15 protein-coding genes are annotated in these 17,431 nt (G+C 42.0%); 7 read left to right on the top strand and 8 right to left on the bottom strand.

All coding sequences use genetic code 11. From position 1 onward, the window contains the following. Positions 1–236: 236 nt before the first annotated feature. The 3 genes from CXF60_RS06705 to CXF60_RS14425 all read left to right on the top strand — a co-directional run bounded on the left by CXF60_RS06705 (position 237) and on the right by CXF60_RS14425 (position 4,828). Entirely contained in the window at positions 237–1,394 is a 1,158-nt protein-coding gene (locus tag CXF60_RS06705) for a MalY/PatB family protein (protein ID WP_102091316.1), read from the top strand. Positions 1,395–1,635: 241 nt separating this feature from the next. Further along, on the top strand, positions 1,636–3,246 hold the full coding sequence (gene guaA, locus CXF60_RS06710; protein WP_102091317.1) for a glutamine-hydrolyzing GMP synthase: 1,611 nt from the start codon (positions 1,636–1,638) through the stop codon (positions 3,244–3,246). A gap of 628 nt (positions 3,247–3,874) precedes the next feature. Continuing rightward, the gene (locus CXF60_RS14425; protein ID WP_180958110.1) at positions 3,875–4,828 is read left to right on the top strand and encodes a hypothetical protein; all 954 of its coding nucleotides are present in this window, start codon (positions 3,875–3,877) and stop codon (positions 4,826–4,828) included. 103 nt (positions 4,829–4,931) lie between these two features. On the opposite strand, the gene CXF60_RS06720 is transcribed toward CXF60_RS14425, so the two are convergent. The 3 genes from CXF60_RS06720 to CXF60_RS06730 form a co-directional block, all read right to left on the bottom strand. Then, positions 4,932–5,936: a YhdH/YhfP family quinone oxidoreductase gene (locus tag CXF60_RS06720; RefSeq protein WP_102091318.1), complete on the bottom strand. Its 1,005-nt coding sequence runs from the start codon at positions 5,934–5,936 to the stop codon at positions 4,932–4,934. 193 nt (positions 5,937–6,129) lie between these two features. Beyond that, positions 6,130–7,107, bottom strand: coding sequence for a zinc-binding dehydrogenase (locus CXF60_RS06725; protein WP_102091319.1), 978 nt, complete (start codon positions 7,105–7,107; stop codon positions 6,130–6,132). A gap of 235 nt (positions 7,108–7,342) precedes the next feature. After that, positions 7,343–7,597, bottom strand: coding sequence for a DUF2798 domain-containing protein (locus tag CXF60_RS06730; protein ID WP_102091320.1), 255 nt, complete (start codon positions 7,595–7,597; stop codon positions 7,343–7,345). 344 nt (positions 7,598–7,941) lie between these two features. On the opposite strand from CXF60_RS06730, the gene CXF60_RS06735 reads away from it, so the two are divergent. Beyond that, positions 7,942–8,661: an aspartate/glutamate racemase family protein gene (locus CXF60_RS06735; protein ID WP_102091321.1), complete on the top strand. Its 720-nt coding sequence runs from the start codon at positions 7,942–7,944 to the stop codon at positions 8,659–8,661. A 25-nt stretch (positions 8,662–8,686) separates the two neighbouring features. On the opposite strand, the gene CXF60_RS06740 is transcribed toward CXF60_RS06735, so the two are convergent. After that, positions 8,687–9,730: an NAD(P)H-dependent flavin oxidoreductase gene (locus CXF60_RS06740; RefSeq protein WP_102091322.1), complete on the bottom strand. Its 1,044-nt coding sequence runs from the start codon at positions 9,728–9,730 to the stop codon at positions 8,687–8,689. A 208-nt stretch (positions 9,731–9,938) separates the two neighbouring features. On the opposite strand from CXF60_RS06740, the gene CXF60_RS06745 reads away from it, so the two are divergent. Then, entirely contained in the window at positions 9,939–11,831 is a 1,893-nt protein-coding gene (locus CXF60_RS06745; protein ID WP_102091323.1) for an AAA family ATPase, read from the top strand. Positions 11,832–11,918: 87 nt separating this feature from the next. Here CXF60_RS06745 and CXF60_RS06750 read toward each other — a convergent pair whose 3' ends face one another. The 4 genes from CXF60_RS06750 to CXF60_RS06765 all read right to left on the bottom strand — a co-directional run bounded on the left by CXF60_RS06750 (position 11,919) and on the right by CXF60_RS06765 (position 14,989). After that, entirely contained in the window at positions 11,919–12,296 is a 378-nt protein-coding gene (locus tag CXF60_RS06750; protein ID WP_102078217.1) for a DsrE family protein, read from the bottom strand. A gap of 177 nt (positions 12,297–12,473) precedes the next feature. Then, the gene (locus CXF60_RS06755) at positions 12,474–13,025 is read right to left on the bottom strand and encodes an acyl-CoA thioesterase (protein WP_102091324.1); all 552 of its coding nucleotides are present in this window, start codon (positions 13,023–13,025) and stop codon (positions 12,474–12,476) included. A gap of 59 nt (positions 13,026–13,084) precedes the next feature. Further along, positions 13,085–14,182, bottom strand: a complete 1,098-nt coding sequence (locus CXF60_RS06760; RefSeq protein WP_102091325.1) for a YheT family hydrolase — start codon at positions 14,180–14,182, stop codon at positions 13,085–13,087. Between the two features lie 204 nt (positions 14,183–14,386). Next, positions 14,387–14,989: a YigZ family protein gene (locus tag CXF60_RS06765; protein ID WP_102091326.1), complete on the bottom strand. Its 603-nt coding sequence runs from the start codon at positions 14,987–14,989 to the stop codon at positions 14,387–14,389. A 197-nt stretch (positions 14,990–15,186) separates the two neighbouring features. Here CXF60_RS06765 and CXF60_RS06770 point away from each other — a divergent pair, with 197 nt between their 5' ends. Further along, positions 15,187–15,891 (top strand): pseudouridine synthase, encoded by a 705-nt coding sequence (locus CXF60_RS06770; protein ID WP_102091327.1) that lies wholly within the window; start codon positions 15,187–15,189, stop codon positions 15,889–15,891. A gap of 377 nt (positions 15,892–16,268) precedes the next feature. After that, complete coding sequence (locus CXF60_RS06775) at positions 16,269–17,333, top strand: disulfide isomerase DsbC N-terminal domain-containing protein (RefSeq protein WP_102091328.1); 1,065 nt, start codon at positions 16,269–16,271, stop codon at positions 17,331–17,333. Positions 17,334–17,431 lie beyond the last annotated feature (98 nt).

A 17,431-nucleotide genomic window follows, 5' to 3' on the forward strand; every position in this document is an offset into this window, starting at 1 on the left:
ATGTAGCATTATTTTTTAACCATTATTGAAATAATGTTTACTTTATATCTTTGAAGGTTATTTAAGCCGATAAATGGATAATTAAGGTCTAAAAACACTTTAATTTTTTGTGTAAAATTGAATGCGCCTTAATCTACTAGAGCGGATAGCGTAGCGTATATTGATAATACAATGCATATATTGCGCTGTATTTTTGACGTTCCAAACCATTATTATTCCAAATAAGAAGAGTACCAATGCAATATAACTTTGATGAAATAATCGACAGACGCGATACCGGCTCACTCAAGTGGCACTATAGCGATGACACAATTGCGCTATGGGTGGCGGACATGGATTTTAAGGCTGCCGCACCGATATTAAGCGCGGTTGAGCAAGTCGTGCAGCATAGCATCTTGGGTTATACCAAGCCTACTGATGCCTTATACAACTCGATTATTAACTGGCATGGCAGTCGTTATGACTTGCAGTTAGAGAAGCAAAATATCTTGTTTTCCCCTGGTGTCGTGCCAAGCCTAGCGCTGATGATGAATGTCTTTACCAAGGTAGGCGAGGCGGTAATGGTCAACGATCCTATCTACACGCCTTTTATGACTAAGGTTGAGCAAAATGATCGCAAGCTTGTACTCTCTGCATTAAAGGAAGTCGAAGGTAAATATCATCTGGACTTGGCTGATATCGAAGCCAAGATAATCGAGCATGAGGTTAAGCTTTATCTACTGTGCAATCCGCACAATCCTGGCGGGCGTGTATGGACGAGGGACGAACTAAAAACGCTACTGGCCATTTGCAAAAAGCACAACGTGGCGATTGTTAGTGACGAGATTCATCAAGATTTGACCTTGACTGGTCATACGTTTACGCCATTTCTGACGCTAGCAAAAGGCTATGAGCACAATGTAGTCAGCCTGACTTCGATGACCAAAACCTTCAACATCGCAGGTATCAAAGGCTCTATGATATTTGCAACAGATGAGGCATTGGTCAAAAAAATCAGCCAGCAGCAGCAGTTAAATGATGAGTATGAGCTGAATCTATTTGCGTATACAGCCATGCGTAGTGCTTACGAGCACGGCGGTGAGTGGCTAGAGCAGGCGCTTAATTATATAGATGCCAATATTGAATTGACGATGCAGTTTTTAAATGAGCATTTGCCTGATATTAAAATCATGCGCCCAGAAGCCTCGTATTTAATTTGGGTAGATTGCTCAGCGTATGCTGAAGACGATCAAGCACTGTATGACACCCTTCGCGCTGCAAAGGTTGAGTTGAGTGCGGGGTTCAAATATGGTGAGGAGGGGCATCTTAAAATGCGGATTAATGTTGCATGTCCTAGAGCATTGCTATTAGAAGGGTTGACTCGTATGCATGCAGCGTTGGGTGATGCTACGTAGTAAGTGCAGTAAGTAGTACGGGTCCTTGCTAAATGGAGAGGCAGATAGTCTGTTTGTCACTGGGCTTATGATTGGGCTTACTGTCTCTTCTGTTCTTATTTTTAGCCTATTTAGACGACTATCGAGTGAATTGAAGGTACGCCCTAATAATAATCGCGAATAATTCATCATCTAATAGCCAATAGAGTGCGTAAACTTGTTAAAATAGGGCACCAATTTATCTATTGATGGATATCGATTTATGACCACTGCTGCTGCCACTCCTGCAATCAAAGAAGATCGCATCTTAATCCTCGATTTTGGCTCGCAATATAGCCAGCTGATCGCCCGCCGTGTGCGCGATTCTGGGGTGTTTTGTGAGATGTTCCCTTATGATATCGACGCTCAGCGCATCATCGATTTTGGCGCAAAAGGTGTCATCCTATCGGGCGGCCCTGAGAGCGTCCACGCAGAAAACAGCCCACGTATCAACGATGCGGTGTTTGATCTAGGCGTGCCAGTACTAGGTATCTGCTACGGTATGCAAGCGATGGCAGATCGTTTCGGCGGGCAAGTTCATGCCAGTGATATTCATGAGTTTGGTGCGGCGACTATCGAAGTAAATGGTCACTCGCAGCTGACTGACGGTATCGAAGACAGCAAGACTGACGGCGAGGCTGCCAAGCTAAACGTTTGGATGAGTCATGGTGATAAGGTCATCGAAGTACCTGAAGGCTTTGACATCATCGCTAGCACGCCAAGCTGTCCAATCGCGATTATGGCCAATGATGATAAGCAATACTACGGCCTACAGTTCCACCCAGAAGTGACGCATACGCTACAAGGTCAAGAGCTGCTTGGCCGTTTCGTTCATCAAATCTGTGAGTGTGCAGGTGAGTGGACGCCAGACAATATCGCTGATATGCGTATCGCACAGTTAAAAGAGCAAATCGGTGATAAGCAAGTATTGCTAGGTCTATCGGGCGGTGTTGATAGTTCAGTCGTTGCCGCGCTATTGCACAAAGCAATCGGCGATCAGCTGACTTGTGTATTCGTTGATAACGGTCTATTGCGTTTGCATGAAGGTGACCAAGTGATGCAAATCTTTGCAGAAAACATGGGTGTAAAAGTCATCCGTGTCGATGCTGAAGATTTGTTCTTGGATGCGCTAGCAGGCGAGTCTGATCCAGAGAAAAAACGTAAAATCATCGGCAAGACGTTCATTGACGTATTCGCTGATAGCGCGCGTCAAGTGAGCGAGCAAAGCGATGGTAAAGTCGTTGAGTTCTTGGCACAGGGTACGATTTACCCAGACGTTATCGAATCTGCCAAGTCACATCAAGGCAAAGCTCACGTGATTAAGAGCCATCATAACGTAGGCGGTTTGCCAGATGATTTGGCATTTAAACTGATTGAGCCGTTACGTGATTTGTTCAAAGACGAAGTACGTAAGCTTGGTATTACGCTAGGGTTGCCAGCCAAAATGATCTATCGTCATCCGTTCCCAGGTCCAGGTTTGGGCGTGCGTATCCTTGGTGAAGTTAAAAAAGAATACGCTGATATCCTGCGTTTGGCAGATGCTATCTTTATGCAAGAGCTTGAGCGTTCAGGCTGGTATGACAAGACTGCACAAGCATTTGCGGTATTCCAACCAATCAAATCTGTCGGCGTGGTTGGTGATGGCCGCCGCTATGCGTGGGTAATCGCGCTACGTGCGGTTGAGACTGTTGATTTCATGACGGCTCGCTTTGCGCATCTGCCATATGATTTGATCGAGACGGTATCGAACCGCATTATGAATGAAATCGCGGAAGTATCACGCGTGACTTATGATGTGTCGAGCAAACCGCCTGCAACGATTGAGTGGGAATAGTCTTTAGTCATATAAAACTAAAAATCTGATTAGCGTCATCAAACTCGTTCAGCCTACTCGATGTAGTGCTATCACTCGTTTTCCTCGCTACTCAAATTTTTTGAATTGATATACAGCTTGTCGTCAATAAAAAAGCACTCAACTTGGTTGGGTGTTTTCACTAAAATTTTGCTAAAACATTAATTTAGCTATGAATTTATATTAAATTGGAAGTTAGGTAAAATTAGTGTATTGTGCATATGTAAGTGTTTTAGGCAACTTAAACACACCAAGTTGGGTAATGAAAAAGCATTGGTTGAAGGACTGAAGAGCGGTATCTTGTCTCTGAGTGTATACGCAGGCGCAATTTTAGGTTTGTTTTGTACAATTATGGGAGTGCCAGTAATGGACTTGAACACAATGATTGAATGGTGCGGAGGGGTACTGCGGGTGCCAAATGATTCAGTTATTGCTCAGATGTTACATGCCATGTTACCAATAGTCCCTGAGGGTTCGCTCCCTCTACCCGCACCATATATAGAAGAAGTCAGTAGATAATAAACTCTACTGGCTTTTTTCTTTTTTTATATGCAAAACTAATATTGTATAGTATGTGAGTTTTTAATTTTAAGTATGTAAGGTTATAAAAATGCCGACAATTGCCAGTAGTAATTTCCCTACACCTAAAAGTTGGGATGAGTTTGAGGATATATGCTTATCAGTAGCGAAGCTAAAATTTAAAAATACAAACTTTAATAGATATGGAAGAACTGGTCAGAAACAGCATGGCGTGGATATTACTGGAAAAGATAGTCTTGGATCCTCGATTGGAGTGCAGTGTAAAAACACTTTGAATTTTTTAACCGAAAAAATAATAGAGGAAGAGGTCGCTAAGGCTGAATCATTTACTCCTTGCTTGTCTATTCTGTATATTGCTACAAGTAGCCCACCTGATGCTCCCATTCAAAGTTTTATTCAGAAAATATCGAATCAAAGGGTAGCAACAGGAAGCTTTGCAGTAGGCGTTCTATTCTGGACAGACATTGAGCAAGAGTTATCCAAAGATGTTAACGAACTTAAAAGGTTTTACCCACAGTTCTCTTTTACTACAAGTACTTCAATATCTAGTTACCCTAGTAAAAAGGATAAGGATATATCTGTTCTTAATCAACTATTTAGTTGTATAAATATTGATGCTATACCTTATTACCTAAGGGATGCACCGCAGAGAATTCACATAAGCTTTTTAGATCATGTCAAAAATATTGAAATTGCAATTAATAACCCACTTTTCCAGTTATATGATAAAAATATTGAAGAAAAGATACTTCATTGGATTCAGAAGTGGTTTGACACTTATAGTTTAGTTTCTAAAGATTGGTACAGTTTCTATATAAGTATCCCTAATACTAATGAAGTATCATTTGTAAAAGCGGATAATCTCAATAGTAATTCGGAAGAGAACAAATTATATGCTAGTATACAGCAGAATGTGAATGAGTTTCTAGAGCTGCATTATGAGCTGTGTCAGGTGGTTCACATCAACTATCCTGAGATTGATTTGAACATAACATCTTCATCTGCTAGTCAATTTTATATTTGAAGCGCTAAATAGATATAAAACTAAATGTTAAAAAATATATGCAAGGCAGCACCTCAAAAGAGATGCTGCCTTTTTTATAATGTTCAACTTCTAAGCTAAAAAACTAACCTTTCACATTCACCACATAACGCCCAACTACTTTGCTAGACATAAAGCGATCTAAGTATTCTGGCGTTTGCTCTAGCGTAATCTCTTCACCATAGCTTTCAAGATTAGGCAGTTTCATATCGGTGGCGACACGTTTCCAAATGGCTTCTTTGTCAGCCAGTGGAATATAGACCGAGTCGATACCCAATAGCGACACAGCGCGGGTGATAAAAGGTATTACTGACATCGAAAAATCAGCGCCACTAGCTAGGCCGCAACTGGTCACTGCACCGCCAGATTTGGTTTGCTTGAGCAGGTTAGGTAAGTAATCGCCACCGATGGTATCAATGGCATTTGCCCATAGCTCACGGCCGACAGGCTTGTTACCGATTTCATTGATGGTATCGCGATGTCGTACTTCGCTCGCGCCCAATGCTTTTAGATGCTCGCTTTGCTCAGGCTTACCTGAGAACGCAATTACGTCATAGCCGAGCTGCTTTAAGATAGCGATACTGATCGTACCGACGCCACCTGTTGCACCAGTCACAGCAACTGGGCCATCACTTGGTTTTGCACCCATTTTTTCTAATTTTTGGACACTTAGCGCTGCGGTTAAGCCGCCAGTACCATAGGTCATCGCTTCTTTTAGCGTCAGCGTTTTTGGACAAGCCAGCGCCCAGTCTGCAGGGATTGAGATCATCTGACCGAGACCACCATCGGTATCCATACCGAGATCATAGCCGAATACCAATACTTCTTGCCCTGCACTAAACGTGCCTGACTTGTCACTAATCACCACGCCTGCTGCATCGATACCAGGAGTATGTGGGTACTGTTTGGTGATTCGTTTATTACCCGATGCTGACATCGCGTCTTTAAAGTTTAACGATGAATAATGCACTTCGATGAGCAAGTCGTTTTCTGGCAAGTCACTGACTTTACGTTCTTGAATGCTTTTTTTAAATTCGCCATCGCTGGTTTCTTCGACGACTAAGGCTTTGAAGGTTGTATCGTTTGACATGGTTATATCCTTATTAAGTTCTATTGTTTGTATTTATTAATAACGGTGTAGCGCTACTATTAGAGCATCGCTATGGTTAAAACAGTATGACTAAAGCAAAAAAGCCCACGGTATTATCTGACGAGTAATACAAATGGGCTTTTTCATATTTATAATGTCTTTAATGACAATCATTGAAAGGTTAGAGTGTCGACTAAGGCTTTAGGATGACCTTGCCTTTTTTGTTTGATTGTACTTTTCCAGAGACGGCAGTTGTGATGTCATCTAGACTATAGATGGCTTCGATAGGGAGTTTTAGATCGCCATTCGAAGCGCGCTCTAGTAACTCATCGATTAGACGTTGCTTATTTTCTAGATCCATTTCTTGGCTGGTTTTGCTGCCCCAGAACCCTTTTACAACGGCTTGCTTAAAGATTAAGCTGCCAGCGTCTAGTGCCATTGGCTTGCCTGACATGATACCAAATGAGACCAGCGTGCCTTTGCTACCAAGTAATGATAGTAGCTCGTTGCTCGACTCACCACCGACTGAATCGACGGCTGCTGTGATCTTATCATCACCAATGATAGCGCGAACTTGGTCTTTCCAGTCATCGTCAGCGGTGACGACATTGTTTTTGATACCGAGCGAGGTCAACTCTTCTATCGCGTCTTTACTACGTACGAGGTTGATCGTATTTACACCGCGTGCTGCTGCTAGCATCGCAAGCGTTTTACCGACAGCGCCGTTTGCCGCGTTATGAATAATCCATTGACCTTTATCTACTTCTAAGAATTCTAATAGCATTAGGGCAGACAGCGGCATAGCGATCAGCTGGGCAGCCAACTCGTCTTCGATGCTATCAGGCATGTTAAATACCATGCTAGCAGGTGCAACAAAATACTCTGCCCACGTCTCGTGCACACTGGCGCACGCAACACGCTGGCCGACGCTTAGATCTGTGACGTCATCACCCACAGCATCGATAATACCTAGCGCTTCACTACCACCGATGGCTGGCATTTCAGGCTTATAGCCGTATTGACCACTTACGGTTAGCAAGTCATGGTTATGAATAGGGGAGAGGGTGGTTTTGATACGGACTTCGTTGGCAGCTGGCTGTGGCATGGGGCTGTCGCCAACGCTCAATACGTTGGAGGGTTTGCCAAAGCTGTTATGAATAGCACTACGCATGATGATTTCCTTTGTTTATTTTTAATAATCGTATTCTAGTTATTTGATTGTCTATCAGTGATGGACACTCGAAGAAAGCGTGCGATCAGCTAACAACAGTAGCAACTTTGATGGATTGTTATCAGTACTTTTTTGGTTAAGTAACGTTGTTGCTTACTGATGAGGACATTGCACAATCATGGCAAATTCAAGACAACGATATTATTGGGAATCATGCTGTAGTGCGCAGGAATATTTAATAAAACTCTATCCTGCTCAGTACATGCTCTTGTATTAGATAGGCGCAGATGTATGCACTTGGCCACGCAAAAACAAAGGCCAGTCCCCAAGAGTGCATCAATTCTGTAAAAAAGCCATCAACGTAGCCTACTTTTACCAATAATAGCGCTGACGAGATAATAAGCGACATCATCATCGCCATCAGACCTGTAAAGATAAGGCGATAGAGCTTGCGACGAATGCGTATTCTGATAGTGAGGAAGTTGGTCATAGTATTTGGTGTCCTACAGGATGATAGCAATTAATGACGCTCAGCCTATGATGCTGGCGTATGGCACAAATATAATTATGCGGTAATAAATAAGCGTAACTGACAAGATAGTTGGCTACGAGGGCACATGATACGCTTCGAAAATGAGTAGGTAAAATCGTTATTATTAATGGTAGGGTTTGCGATATGTTATTAATATGATTATTGTCTTTAAGGCAGCATTTTAAAGCTTTTTGAAGAAATTATTTCTAAAAGAAATATCTCTAAAAATAGCGCGTTCTCAACAGTCGGTTTTGCTACGATAACTTACTATAACTAAGACCAAAAACAAATAGGAGTATAGTATGGCAGCTCAAGAACAACGAGGGTCTCAACAAAAAACATTAGGAATCATCGGTGGTATGAGCTGGGAGAGTACCGAGAGCTATTATCGTCTGATTAACGAAGGTGTCAAGCATCAGCTTGGCGGTCTACATTCAGCAGATTTGTTGATTCATAGTGTGGATTTTGCATTGATCAATACGTTACAGGAGCAAGGCAGATGGGACGAGCTAGGTGTGATAATGGCTAACAGTGCTCAACGTCTACAAGCAGCTGGCGTACAAGGAATCATGATTGCCTCTAACACGATGCACAAACTGGTTGATGACGTGCGCTCCGCCACAGACTTGCCATTGACTCATATCGCTGATGCGACTACTGATGCTATCAAAAAACAAAATCTTACCAAAATAGCCCTGCTTGGTACTCAGTTTACGATGACTCAAGATTTCTATAAGCAGCGTCTGATTGATGCGGGTTTACAAGTATTGATACCAGAAGATGAGGCAAGAGCAGAAGTACATCGCATTATCAAAAAAGAGCTGTGTGTCGGTGAGTTTAAAGACAGCTCACGAGAGTATTATCGTCAAGTGATTAAAGATTTGGCAGCGAAAGGGGCAGAGGGTGTGATCTTGGGCTGCACAGAGATTGGTTTACTTATCAAACAAGCCGATAGCCCTATACCTGTATTTGATACCACAGCTATTCATGCAGCTGCGGCGGTAGATTTTTTATTAGAGTAGTGCGGACTGACAAAAATATTTAAGCCTATAACGCTTTTACCAGTCGCTCAAGCAGTTCAAACGTGCTCTCTTGTTTGACTAAAGTTACCCCTTGTCCTGCCCATAAAGATTGATGTTCTGCATCCATATTTTTAGAGGCATGAGCTCGCATAGATTTGGACATGGCATTTAATTGTGGGTAGGGCGGTAGCTCATCAGCGCTTTCAAATTGAGCAAAATCACGCAGATAATCGTTTAATAAACCACGAGCGAGCTTACCTGAAAACAATCGAGTTAAGCGCGTTTCTGAGCTGCGCCTGCTGTGACTGGCATCGAGTAAGGCTTGTTTATAAGTATCATTGATACCGCATTGGTCAGTGGTCAAAAACGCCGTCCCCATTTGTGCAAGCTCAGCACCTGCCGCTTGTACTGCCTTGATATCCTGTCCCGTCATAATGCCGCCTGCTGCAATCAAAGGAATATCAGTACAGGCGCGGGTCTGGCCAATCAAAGTCAATAATCCCAATGGATCGCTTTCACTTTGTGGTAACCAACCACCGCGATGTCCACCCGCTTCGACCCCTTGTACACATACCGCATCTGCGCCAATATCTGCCCATGCTTTCGCTTCTAGTGGATGATTGGCGGTACCGATGACGCGCGTGCCGAGACTTTGCAGACGCTGAACTTGCTCAGCACTGATAATGCCAAAGGTAAAACTGGCAACAGGAACGGGATTGTCATAGAGCACTTTTAGCTGCTCTGCGAAGCTCTGCGCTGGGCGTTGAGGTAGTGTAAATTCGATATTATTGTCTTGGTAGTACTCACTCAGCCAAATGGGGATGTCGGTATCAAAGGTCGTAGATTCTTGCTCAGACAATACCATGAGATTGATCATAAACGGTCGGTTGGTGAGCGATTTAATGGTATCAATTTGGCTGGTCAAAACATTTGGCGCAGTCATGCCAGATCCTAATGAGCCCAGTCCACCAAAGTTACTGACCATCGCTGCCAGTTCAGGTGTGGTTGCTCCTGCCATTGGTGCTTGGATGATCGGGTAGGTGATATTAAGCATATCAAGTAAGGTCATGAATGGTTCCTTTTTATTAGGATATTTGCATGGCTTACTGTAGCAGAGGAAGGCAGTGCGCGTGTTAGATAGTGTTTATTTAGTTGCTGAATAGGGTTGTGGGTTTTGGCTACGAAAATTTAGTTGACTGCGAATTTGTAATTAAAAAATATTTTACTGTGCTATTGGAACTGGTAAAGTGTTTGCATATAAGGTTTAGGGGTTGAAAATGTCTGATGATAATGCGCTAACCAAAGTATTCAATGTTTCTTACTCGAAATTCTTAAAATATAAAGAATTAGCTTTATATTGTGGTGTAGAGTCTCCGCTATTTGAACAGACAGAACAGTATTTTGGAAAGCTAAACAGTCTGACAGCTGAAATTTTTTCGTTGAAAATAAATTATAGAAATCAAGTTGTCGATGATTGCATCGGGGTTATAGATGCTTTTAAATCAGAGCTCGGCATAGATGTAAAGAATATTGAAGCAGAACAAAAGCCTTTTATTAAAGATTATTATTTTGATGTACTGAATAAACTTAATAATGCTTTAAAAATAGCGAGTTTTAACCTAGAGCTATTTAGCAAGTTCAATTTTTTCCATAATAATATTGTAGCAATAGGGGCAAATGGTAGTGGTAAATCTACTTTGTCAGCAAAATTAAAAGAGTATTTACCAAAGTCAGCAATGACAATTTCGGCACAAAAATTGCTAATCATTCCTGTTTTTAAGAATGTTACCAATCCGATTGACACTACAAAAGATTTACAAGAGTTACAGTCTCATGAAAAATCTACTAGATTCAAGTCAGTTTCAGATTCTAACTATTCTCCAGAAACTGATGTAATCAAAAACGAGTTTAAAGTTCTGTTGAATAACTTGTTATCAGAAAATAATACGTTAAATAACGAATATGTCCAGTCTGTGAGAAACGGAGAGAATTGTAGTGTGCCAGAATCTAAGCTAATTAAAGCTATAGAAATTTGGAATTCACTTATTGATCATAGAGTTTTAGAATGCTCTGATGGGATTAATATCAATCTCAAAACTAAAGGTTCTGAAGATAGCTATCCTGCGTACCAAATGAGTGACGGTGAAAAAGTTGTTTTATACTATATCGCTCATGTATTACAAGCGCCTCAAGATGGCTTTATTATTGTTGATGAACCAGAAATGTATCTTCATAAAACACTTCTAAGTAAGTTATGGGATATCTTAGAATCAGAGCGAGAGGATTGTATATTTGTCTATCTTACTCACGATTTAGAGTTTGCTACCAGCCGAAACACGGCTAAAAAAGTATGGATAAAATCTTTCAATCATCCTAATAAGTGGGAGATAGAAAATATACCAAGTAATGAACTTCCTGAAGCCTTACTTTTAAAGCTTTTAGGCAGTCGTAAGCGTATCTTATTCTGTGAAAGCGAAAGTGGTAAAATTGATGAGAAAATTTATAATCTTTTATTGCCGAAATTTACTATCACACCAGTTAAAACATGCTTTGATGTTATCAATTATACGAAAGCTTTTAATGAGCTACCTAACAAGACAGCAGAAGCATTCGGCTTAATTGATTCAGATCATCATGATTCTGATAGGTTATCTAGCCTACAAGCTCAAAACGTATTTTCATTGAACGTCTCGGAAGTTGAAAATTTACTATTTGACGAAGGTTTTCTAAGAAATTTTAGCAGGCGGATGATGTGTGATGATGATGTGGTTTCTACTATAAAAAGCGAGGTAATAGAGAAGCTATCTAATACTAAAGAGCTACAGGTCGCAAACTATATATCTGCCAAGATAAATTACTATTTTAAAAGTTCTCACGTTTCTAAGGGGAATACACGAGAAGATGTCAAAACCCATTATTCTCGTTTTACTGATAATATTAGTATAGATGAGTGGCATGATGCTCGCGAAACTGAACTACAAAATATTATAGATAGTAAGGATTATGATAAAGCATTATGTGTTATCAATGATAAAGGCCTAAAAACTATAGCTAATAGGAACTTCAATATAGGCAACTTTCAAGAAAAAGCTCTTAATTACCTACAGTTCAATCATGATAGCCATCAGCATTTACTAAAACATTTGCCTAGTGAGTTAACAGCAGGGTAAATCAAAAAGGGTTACCAGTTCAAACTGATAACCCTTTTTAAGGTATTTAAGAAAATTGACCCATTCTTATAATTCTACTTTTTACTATTAATTCAGCTGCAACGACCCTTTCGCATTCATCAGTAGCTCAACCACATCATCACCACTAATCACTTCAAAGCGCTTGTCGATATCTGACTCTTCTACACCGTTGTGTTTCATGCAAGCGCCGCAGACCAACACTTGACCACCTTTTTCAATAAAGGCCTCTAGTAACTCACCAGCTGGCTCAAACGGATCGCCGATATCTACATTGTCTAGCGCGTTTGGTTTTGCCAGATGTACGGCATCCACCATTAATATCACAGTAGCAGAATGGCCTTTCTTCAATGCCACGCCTGCCATGGTAAACGCTAAGGTAATTTTGCTTGGGTTTGATTCGCTATTATCAAATAACGTACCGACATAATCTGTTGTATTAGCCATATTATTCTCCTTATAAGACTATATTTGTTTTGTCTGAGTATGTACTCACTACTATCCTAACATTTATTATATGTATTTATATAATGAGTTGTTATGGAATAGTAGCTATAAGGTTGCTTGCTTATACCATCTGTTAAATAAGCTAAAAGTAATGGGTTTCTAGCTTATAAAATTAAGTTAGTCAGCTGTATCAACAGGCGGCCACGGACGATCAGCATCACTTTTGATCCACTCAGCCACGTAACCTGTTGGCGGTAGATCCCAGTTAGATTGGTCAAGTGCAGCTAGTACTTGTGCCGTGTCGATCACTCTGCCACCCTTTGTCACACCAGTACGCAGTAGTCCAGATGAGCAGGGCTGGCCCTTGACCCACATTGATTGCTCTATATACAACCAGCGCGCATCGATACCGACGATTTTGGTCTTGAGCGTGACTTTTTGAAAGGCGCGAATACGCTTACGGTATTGAATAGTACTGCCAGCGATGACCAAACCCCAGCGTTGTTTTAACAACTGCTTGCCAAGCCCAGTCCGTACTGCAAAGTCCATACGACCCAAATCATAAAGCGTAAATACGCGGCCGTTATTCATCTCCAAAAAATTATCTATATCGGATAAGCGGCAGCGAAACTGAATCTCACTGGTGTCCTTAAACGTCAGTGTATCGCCTTTTTTTGCTTTTAAGGCAGCATGAGCAATGGTGCTAGCATAACGGATAAATGGGTACATAAAACACTCTCAAAAGGTTATAAACGTTGGCGTTATTATTTTGTCATTGATGACAGTGATTATTTATTGTCAGAGATTAGATCCTGAGAAGGTTCGCTAATAGAAGCCACACCAATCCAATTAAAATAAGCGCTGACCGTTTCAGGTATCCAGTTAATATCGAATTTTGAAGTCTTGGACTCTTTATCATTGGTGACAGACGATTTGCTTTTGGACTGCCCATTGTCTGAGCGATAACGTAGATAACCGATGTGCCCACCGTGCTCAGTATCTAAGATAGTGACACTCTCAGAGACATCATTTGGGGTAGCGGTAAAGCCGATAAAAGGGTCGTCCTTTGCACTGATTAATAGCAGAGGGTGAGTGACGTTGCGCAAATACGGCATGGCGGATGCGGTATGATAATAGTCGTTTTTGGAGCGATATCCGTGACGCGGCGCGGTAAAGATATCATCGAAATCACTGATACGATTGGCAGCTTTGATAGAGTTGATTTCATCCTGCGTGAGATCGTTTGCCAATGCTTTTTTGATAATTGGGTTAAGCAGATAAGGCGTATAGATACGATGACTCAAGAAGCTGTGCATAGTAATGGCAGCTGAAGACATATCGACTGGCGCGGAGATAACAACGGCACCTTTACATAGGACTTTGTCCTCATATTCGCCCATGTATTTGGCCAGTGCATTACCACCTAGTGAGACACCAACTGCGTAGATATTGGCATACTGCTCACGCAAATTCTGTAGCGCATGATGCACCTCATCAGTGTCGCCTGCATTGTAAAATACCGTACCACTAGCAGGAATACCACCGCAACTACGGAAATGTGCCACCACAAAATGCCAGCCTTGCGCGTGCATTTGGTACGCTAGTGCGCGTGCGTAATGACTGTCACTACTGCCTTCCATGCCGTGGAATAAGACAATCAACGGAGTTTGCTCAAGTTCGCCATCTTTTGATACTTCTACAGGGTGCGCATCATAAAAATCATAAGCAATATCGCTCTCGTCCAATGAGTCTTTTTCGACCACGCGGCGGTAGGTCGGTGCCTTTGGCGCAAAAAACTTGGGCAAGATGCTTTGTAGATGTGGATTGGTCAGCCAAAATGGTGGCTTAAAAGGAGCTGGAGAAAAAGGTTTGGTTGAAGTTGACATATATTGGTCTTATTTAATGATCGTGGAAAAACAAATAGAGTAGTGTGATAAAGGTTTTTTTATCATAACGCCAGTACCTGTGAAAACCAATAATTTTCAGTGAACGCATGATTACTGAAAACAGCTACTGAAAAAATCTAACAAATAAATATATTGAAAAGAGAACTATTTAAAACGGTCGACGAAAATAGTTAGGCCGCATCTTTAACCTTCTGAATTGTTCAATACTCGACCATCCATTGCTAAGCGGGCTTTTAGACTTTCGACATCTGCTTCAGCAAGTGTGGCGGTTAAGGTCACTTGCTTACTATAGGCGACATCGTCGATATGACCGCCAAGGCTCTCTATCATATAGCGGCATTGCGCTTCAGTCGCAAACTCTGCCAGTATTTGAATCTGGGTCATCGGTACATAAGGGTTTAATATCATTTCATCGACGGCCGCTTGAGCAGAGCCGGCATAAGCACGGGTAAGACCGCCAGCACCCAATTTGATACCACCGAAATAACGCACCACGATGATAATTACGTTGCCGATTGACTTATGCTGCAGTACATTCAGTATCGGTCGACCCGCCGTACCGCTAGGCTCGCCATCATCATCAAACCCTGCACTAGTGGTATTATCTGGATCACCAATGATGTATGCCCAGCAGAAATGCCGTGCATCGGGATATCGCTCGCGTAGTTGTTCCACGTGAAACATTGCTTGCTCGCGAGAGGTCACCGGGTAGGCGTAGGCGATAAACTCAGATTTTTTAATTTCGAGTCGCGTGGTAACGGCACGTTTTAGCGTTTGATAGCTCATATTTCATCAGGCTTAGGTTGGATATGTTAAACTGGTCTGACTTTCACTGGCTATTGTATTGAGCACAGTGTTCATTTAATTTTTCATTATAGTACCATTTCTAACCATCGAAGATAACGAGCTGCTCACGGCTGAGTGCTGGCGTCGTTAGTTTCTGATTTAGGGCTGGTATAATAAAACCGATGGTAGTAAATAGTATGCGTTTAGATAAATTCATTAGTAAAGCCACCGAACTGTCGCGTAAAGAGTCAAAAAAGATCATGCACGCCGGCGAAATCACTGTAAACGATCAAGTGGTTAAAGATCCTGGCCTACATGTCGATGTCGTCAATGATGATGTGATGTGGGCGGGCGAGCCATTGTCGGTCGCTGCGGGCAATCGCTATATCTTGTTATATAAGCCTGAAGGTTTTGAGTGCACGCTAAAAGTTAAAGAGTATCCAATCGTCACTGAACTGATTGCTGTACCAGAATTGGGTAGCCTGCGTATCGCTGGACGTCTCGATGTCGATACTACTGGCGCATTGCTCATGAGTGATGATGGCGGCTGGCTACATCGTGTCACCAGTCCTAAGCACGAGCATGCAAAGGTGTACGAGCTGACTTTGGCAGATGCGATGGATAGTGATGCACAAGAAAAAGCCGTGAAGAAAGTGGCTGAAGGCATCTTGCTTGAAGGTGATTATGAGCCGACCAAGCCTGCTATTCTTGAGTTCATTGATGAAAAACATGCACGCCTAACATTAGAGCAGGGCAAATACCATCAGGTCAAACGTATGATGGGCTACTTTGGTAATCGAGTCACCGAGCTGCACCGCGCCAGTATCGGTCACATCAATCTAGAAGGCCTAGAAAAGGGCGATAGCCGTTTCTTAACGCCAGAAGAAGTTGCCAAGTTTTAAGAAATAAGCGCTGAAACTATTAAGCTTTGGCAATAATACTCATCTTAAAACTATCGTTTTGAACCCATTAGCAGCCGCTACCCAGTGTGCTGCTTTTTACGGTCTGCTATATAGTATTTATGTCTATTATCTAGCTGTGTTGCCTATCTCTTAAAGCTAAGTAGCAGTTTTGCGATTGTAGCCATTTTGTGCTTTGCAAAACTATCCCATATGCTACAGTCTTTTTTATCTATATTTTTATGATAGACAATGTTTAAACCAATTCTAAAAATCTGACTAATCAGAAAATGTAGTGCTACCTTTCAGTTAGTAATAGCTTTGGAATTGGTCTTAATATCGAAAACCGTCATTATTAAAAATCAGATAGGAATCTCTCTGTGACATTACCTGTATTAAAGTCCACTAGTCTAATCAGCATTATATTATTAGCAACCACTGCTTGCGCTCAGCCAAGTTCAGCGGATGCTAAGAGCAATAAGGTAACGCAAAGCACTACAAGTTCACAAGCAACTCAGACAGTGAGTGCAGCTGTCGATAAGCGATTGCGTCAAATATTGACCCAAGCAGGCATCAAAACACAGATTACTTCTATTGTGCCGTCCAAACTACCCAATATGTATAAAGTGAATTTGGCCGGCCAGTTGCCGCTGCACATCACCGAAGATGGTCGCTACGTCATTCAGGGTGAGCTACAGAAAAATCCAAGTAAGCAAGTTGTCACTAAAACACCATTACGTAGCACGAGTGCGCAGGTAGGCGAACCTGTCAGTACGAGTGTCAAGTCTGACATGCTAGCAAATATGGCTGCGCTTAAGAACATGAGTGCTAAAACACCATTCTTTTATACCGCAGTACCGGGTATCATCTGGGGAGCAATGCTAGAAGGGGTGCCGTTTTTACTATCGGACGATGCGCAGTATATTACCGATGGTGAAATATCAGTCATCGAAAATGGTCAGTTTATTGGCCTCGATGAGAACTTTGAAAAACGCAAAAACCAGTCTGTGTTTGCGTCATTGGACAAAAGCCAGCTGATTACTTATCCAGCAACCACTACTGAGAGAGCTGTTATCTATGTGGCTGATGATGTGAACTGCCCTTATTGCCGCCGATTACATCAGCAAGTCCCCTCGCTCAATGCAAAAGGTGTGACGGTCAATGTCATCGGCTATCCGATATATGAGGCGTCACCGAAGCAGATGCGCGGTATCTGGTGCCAAGCGGATGAAGACAGTCGTCGTCAGGCATTTGACAAGGCGATGCTACAGGGTGAAATGACGCCTGCATCAGCAAGTTGTACAGTTGACCATGTAACACCCAATCGTGAAAAAGCAGCTGGACTCGCGGTAATGGCGACGCCTGCAATATATCGTGAAGATGGCGTGCTATATCAGGCGAGTTTTGAGAGTCCAGAATTTTTAGAATTCTTAGGTGTTGAGTAATCGACTGGTATGGTTAAGTGTTTCAACAGTTCAAAAACTTAAAATATTAGACGGTTAAGTACAGTAATAAAAAACCGCCTTATGAATCAGTTCATAAG

This window comes from Psychrobacter sp. 4Bb, assembly GCF_002836735.1.
Lineage (GTDB): Bacteria > Pseudomonadota > Gammaproteobacteria > Pseudomonadales > Moraxellaceae > Psychrobacter.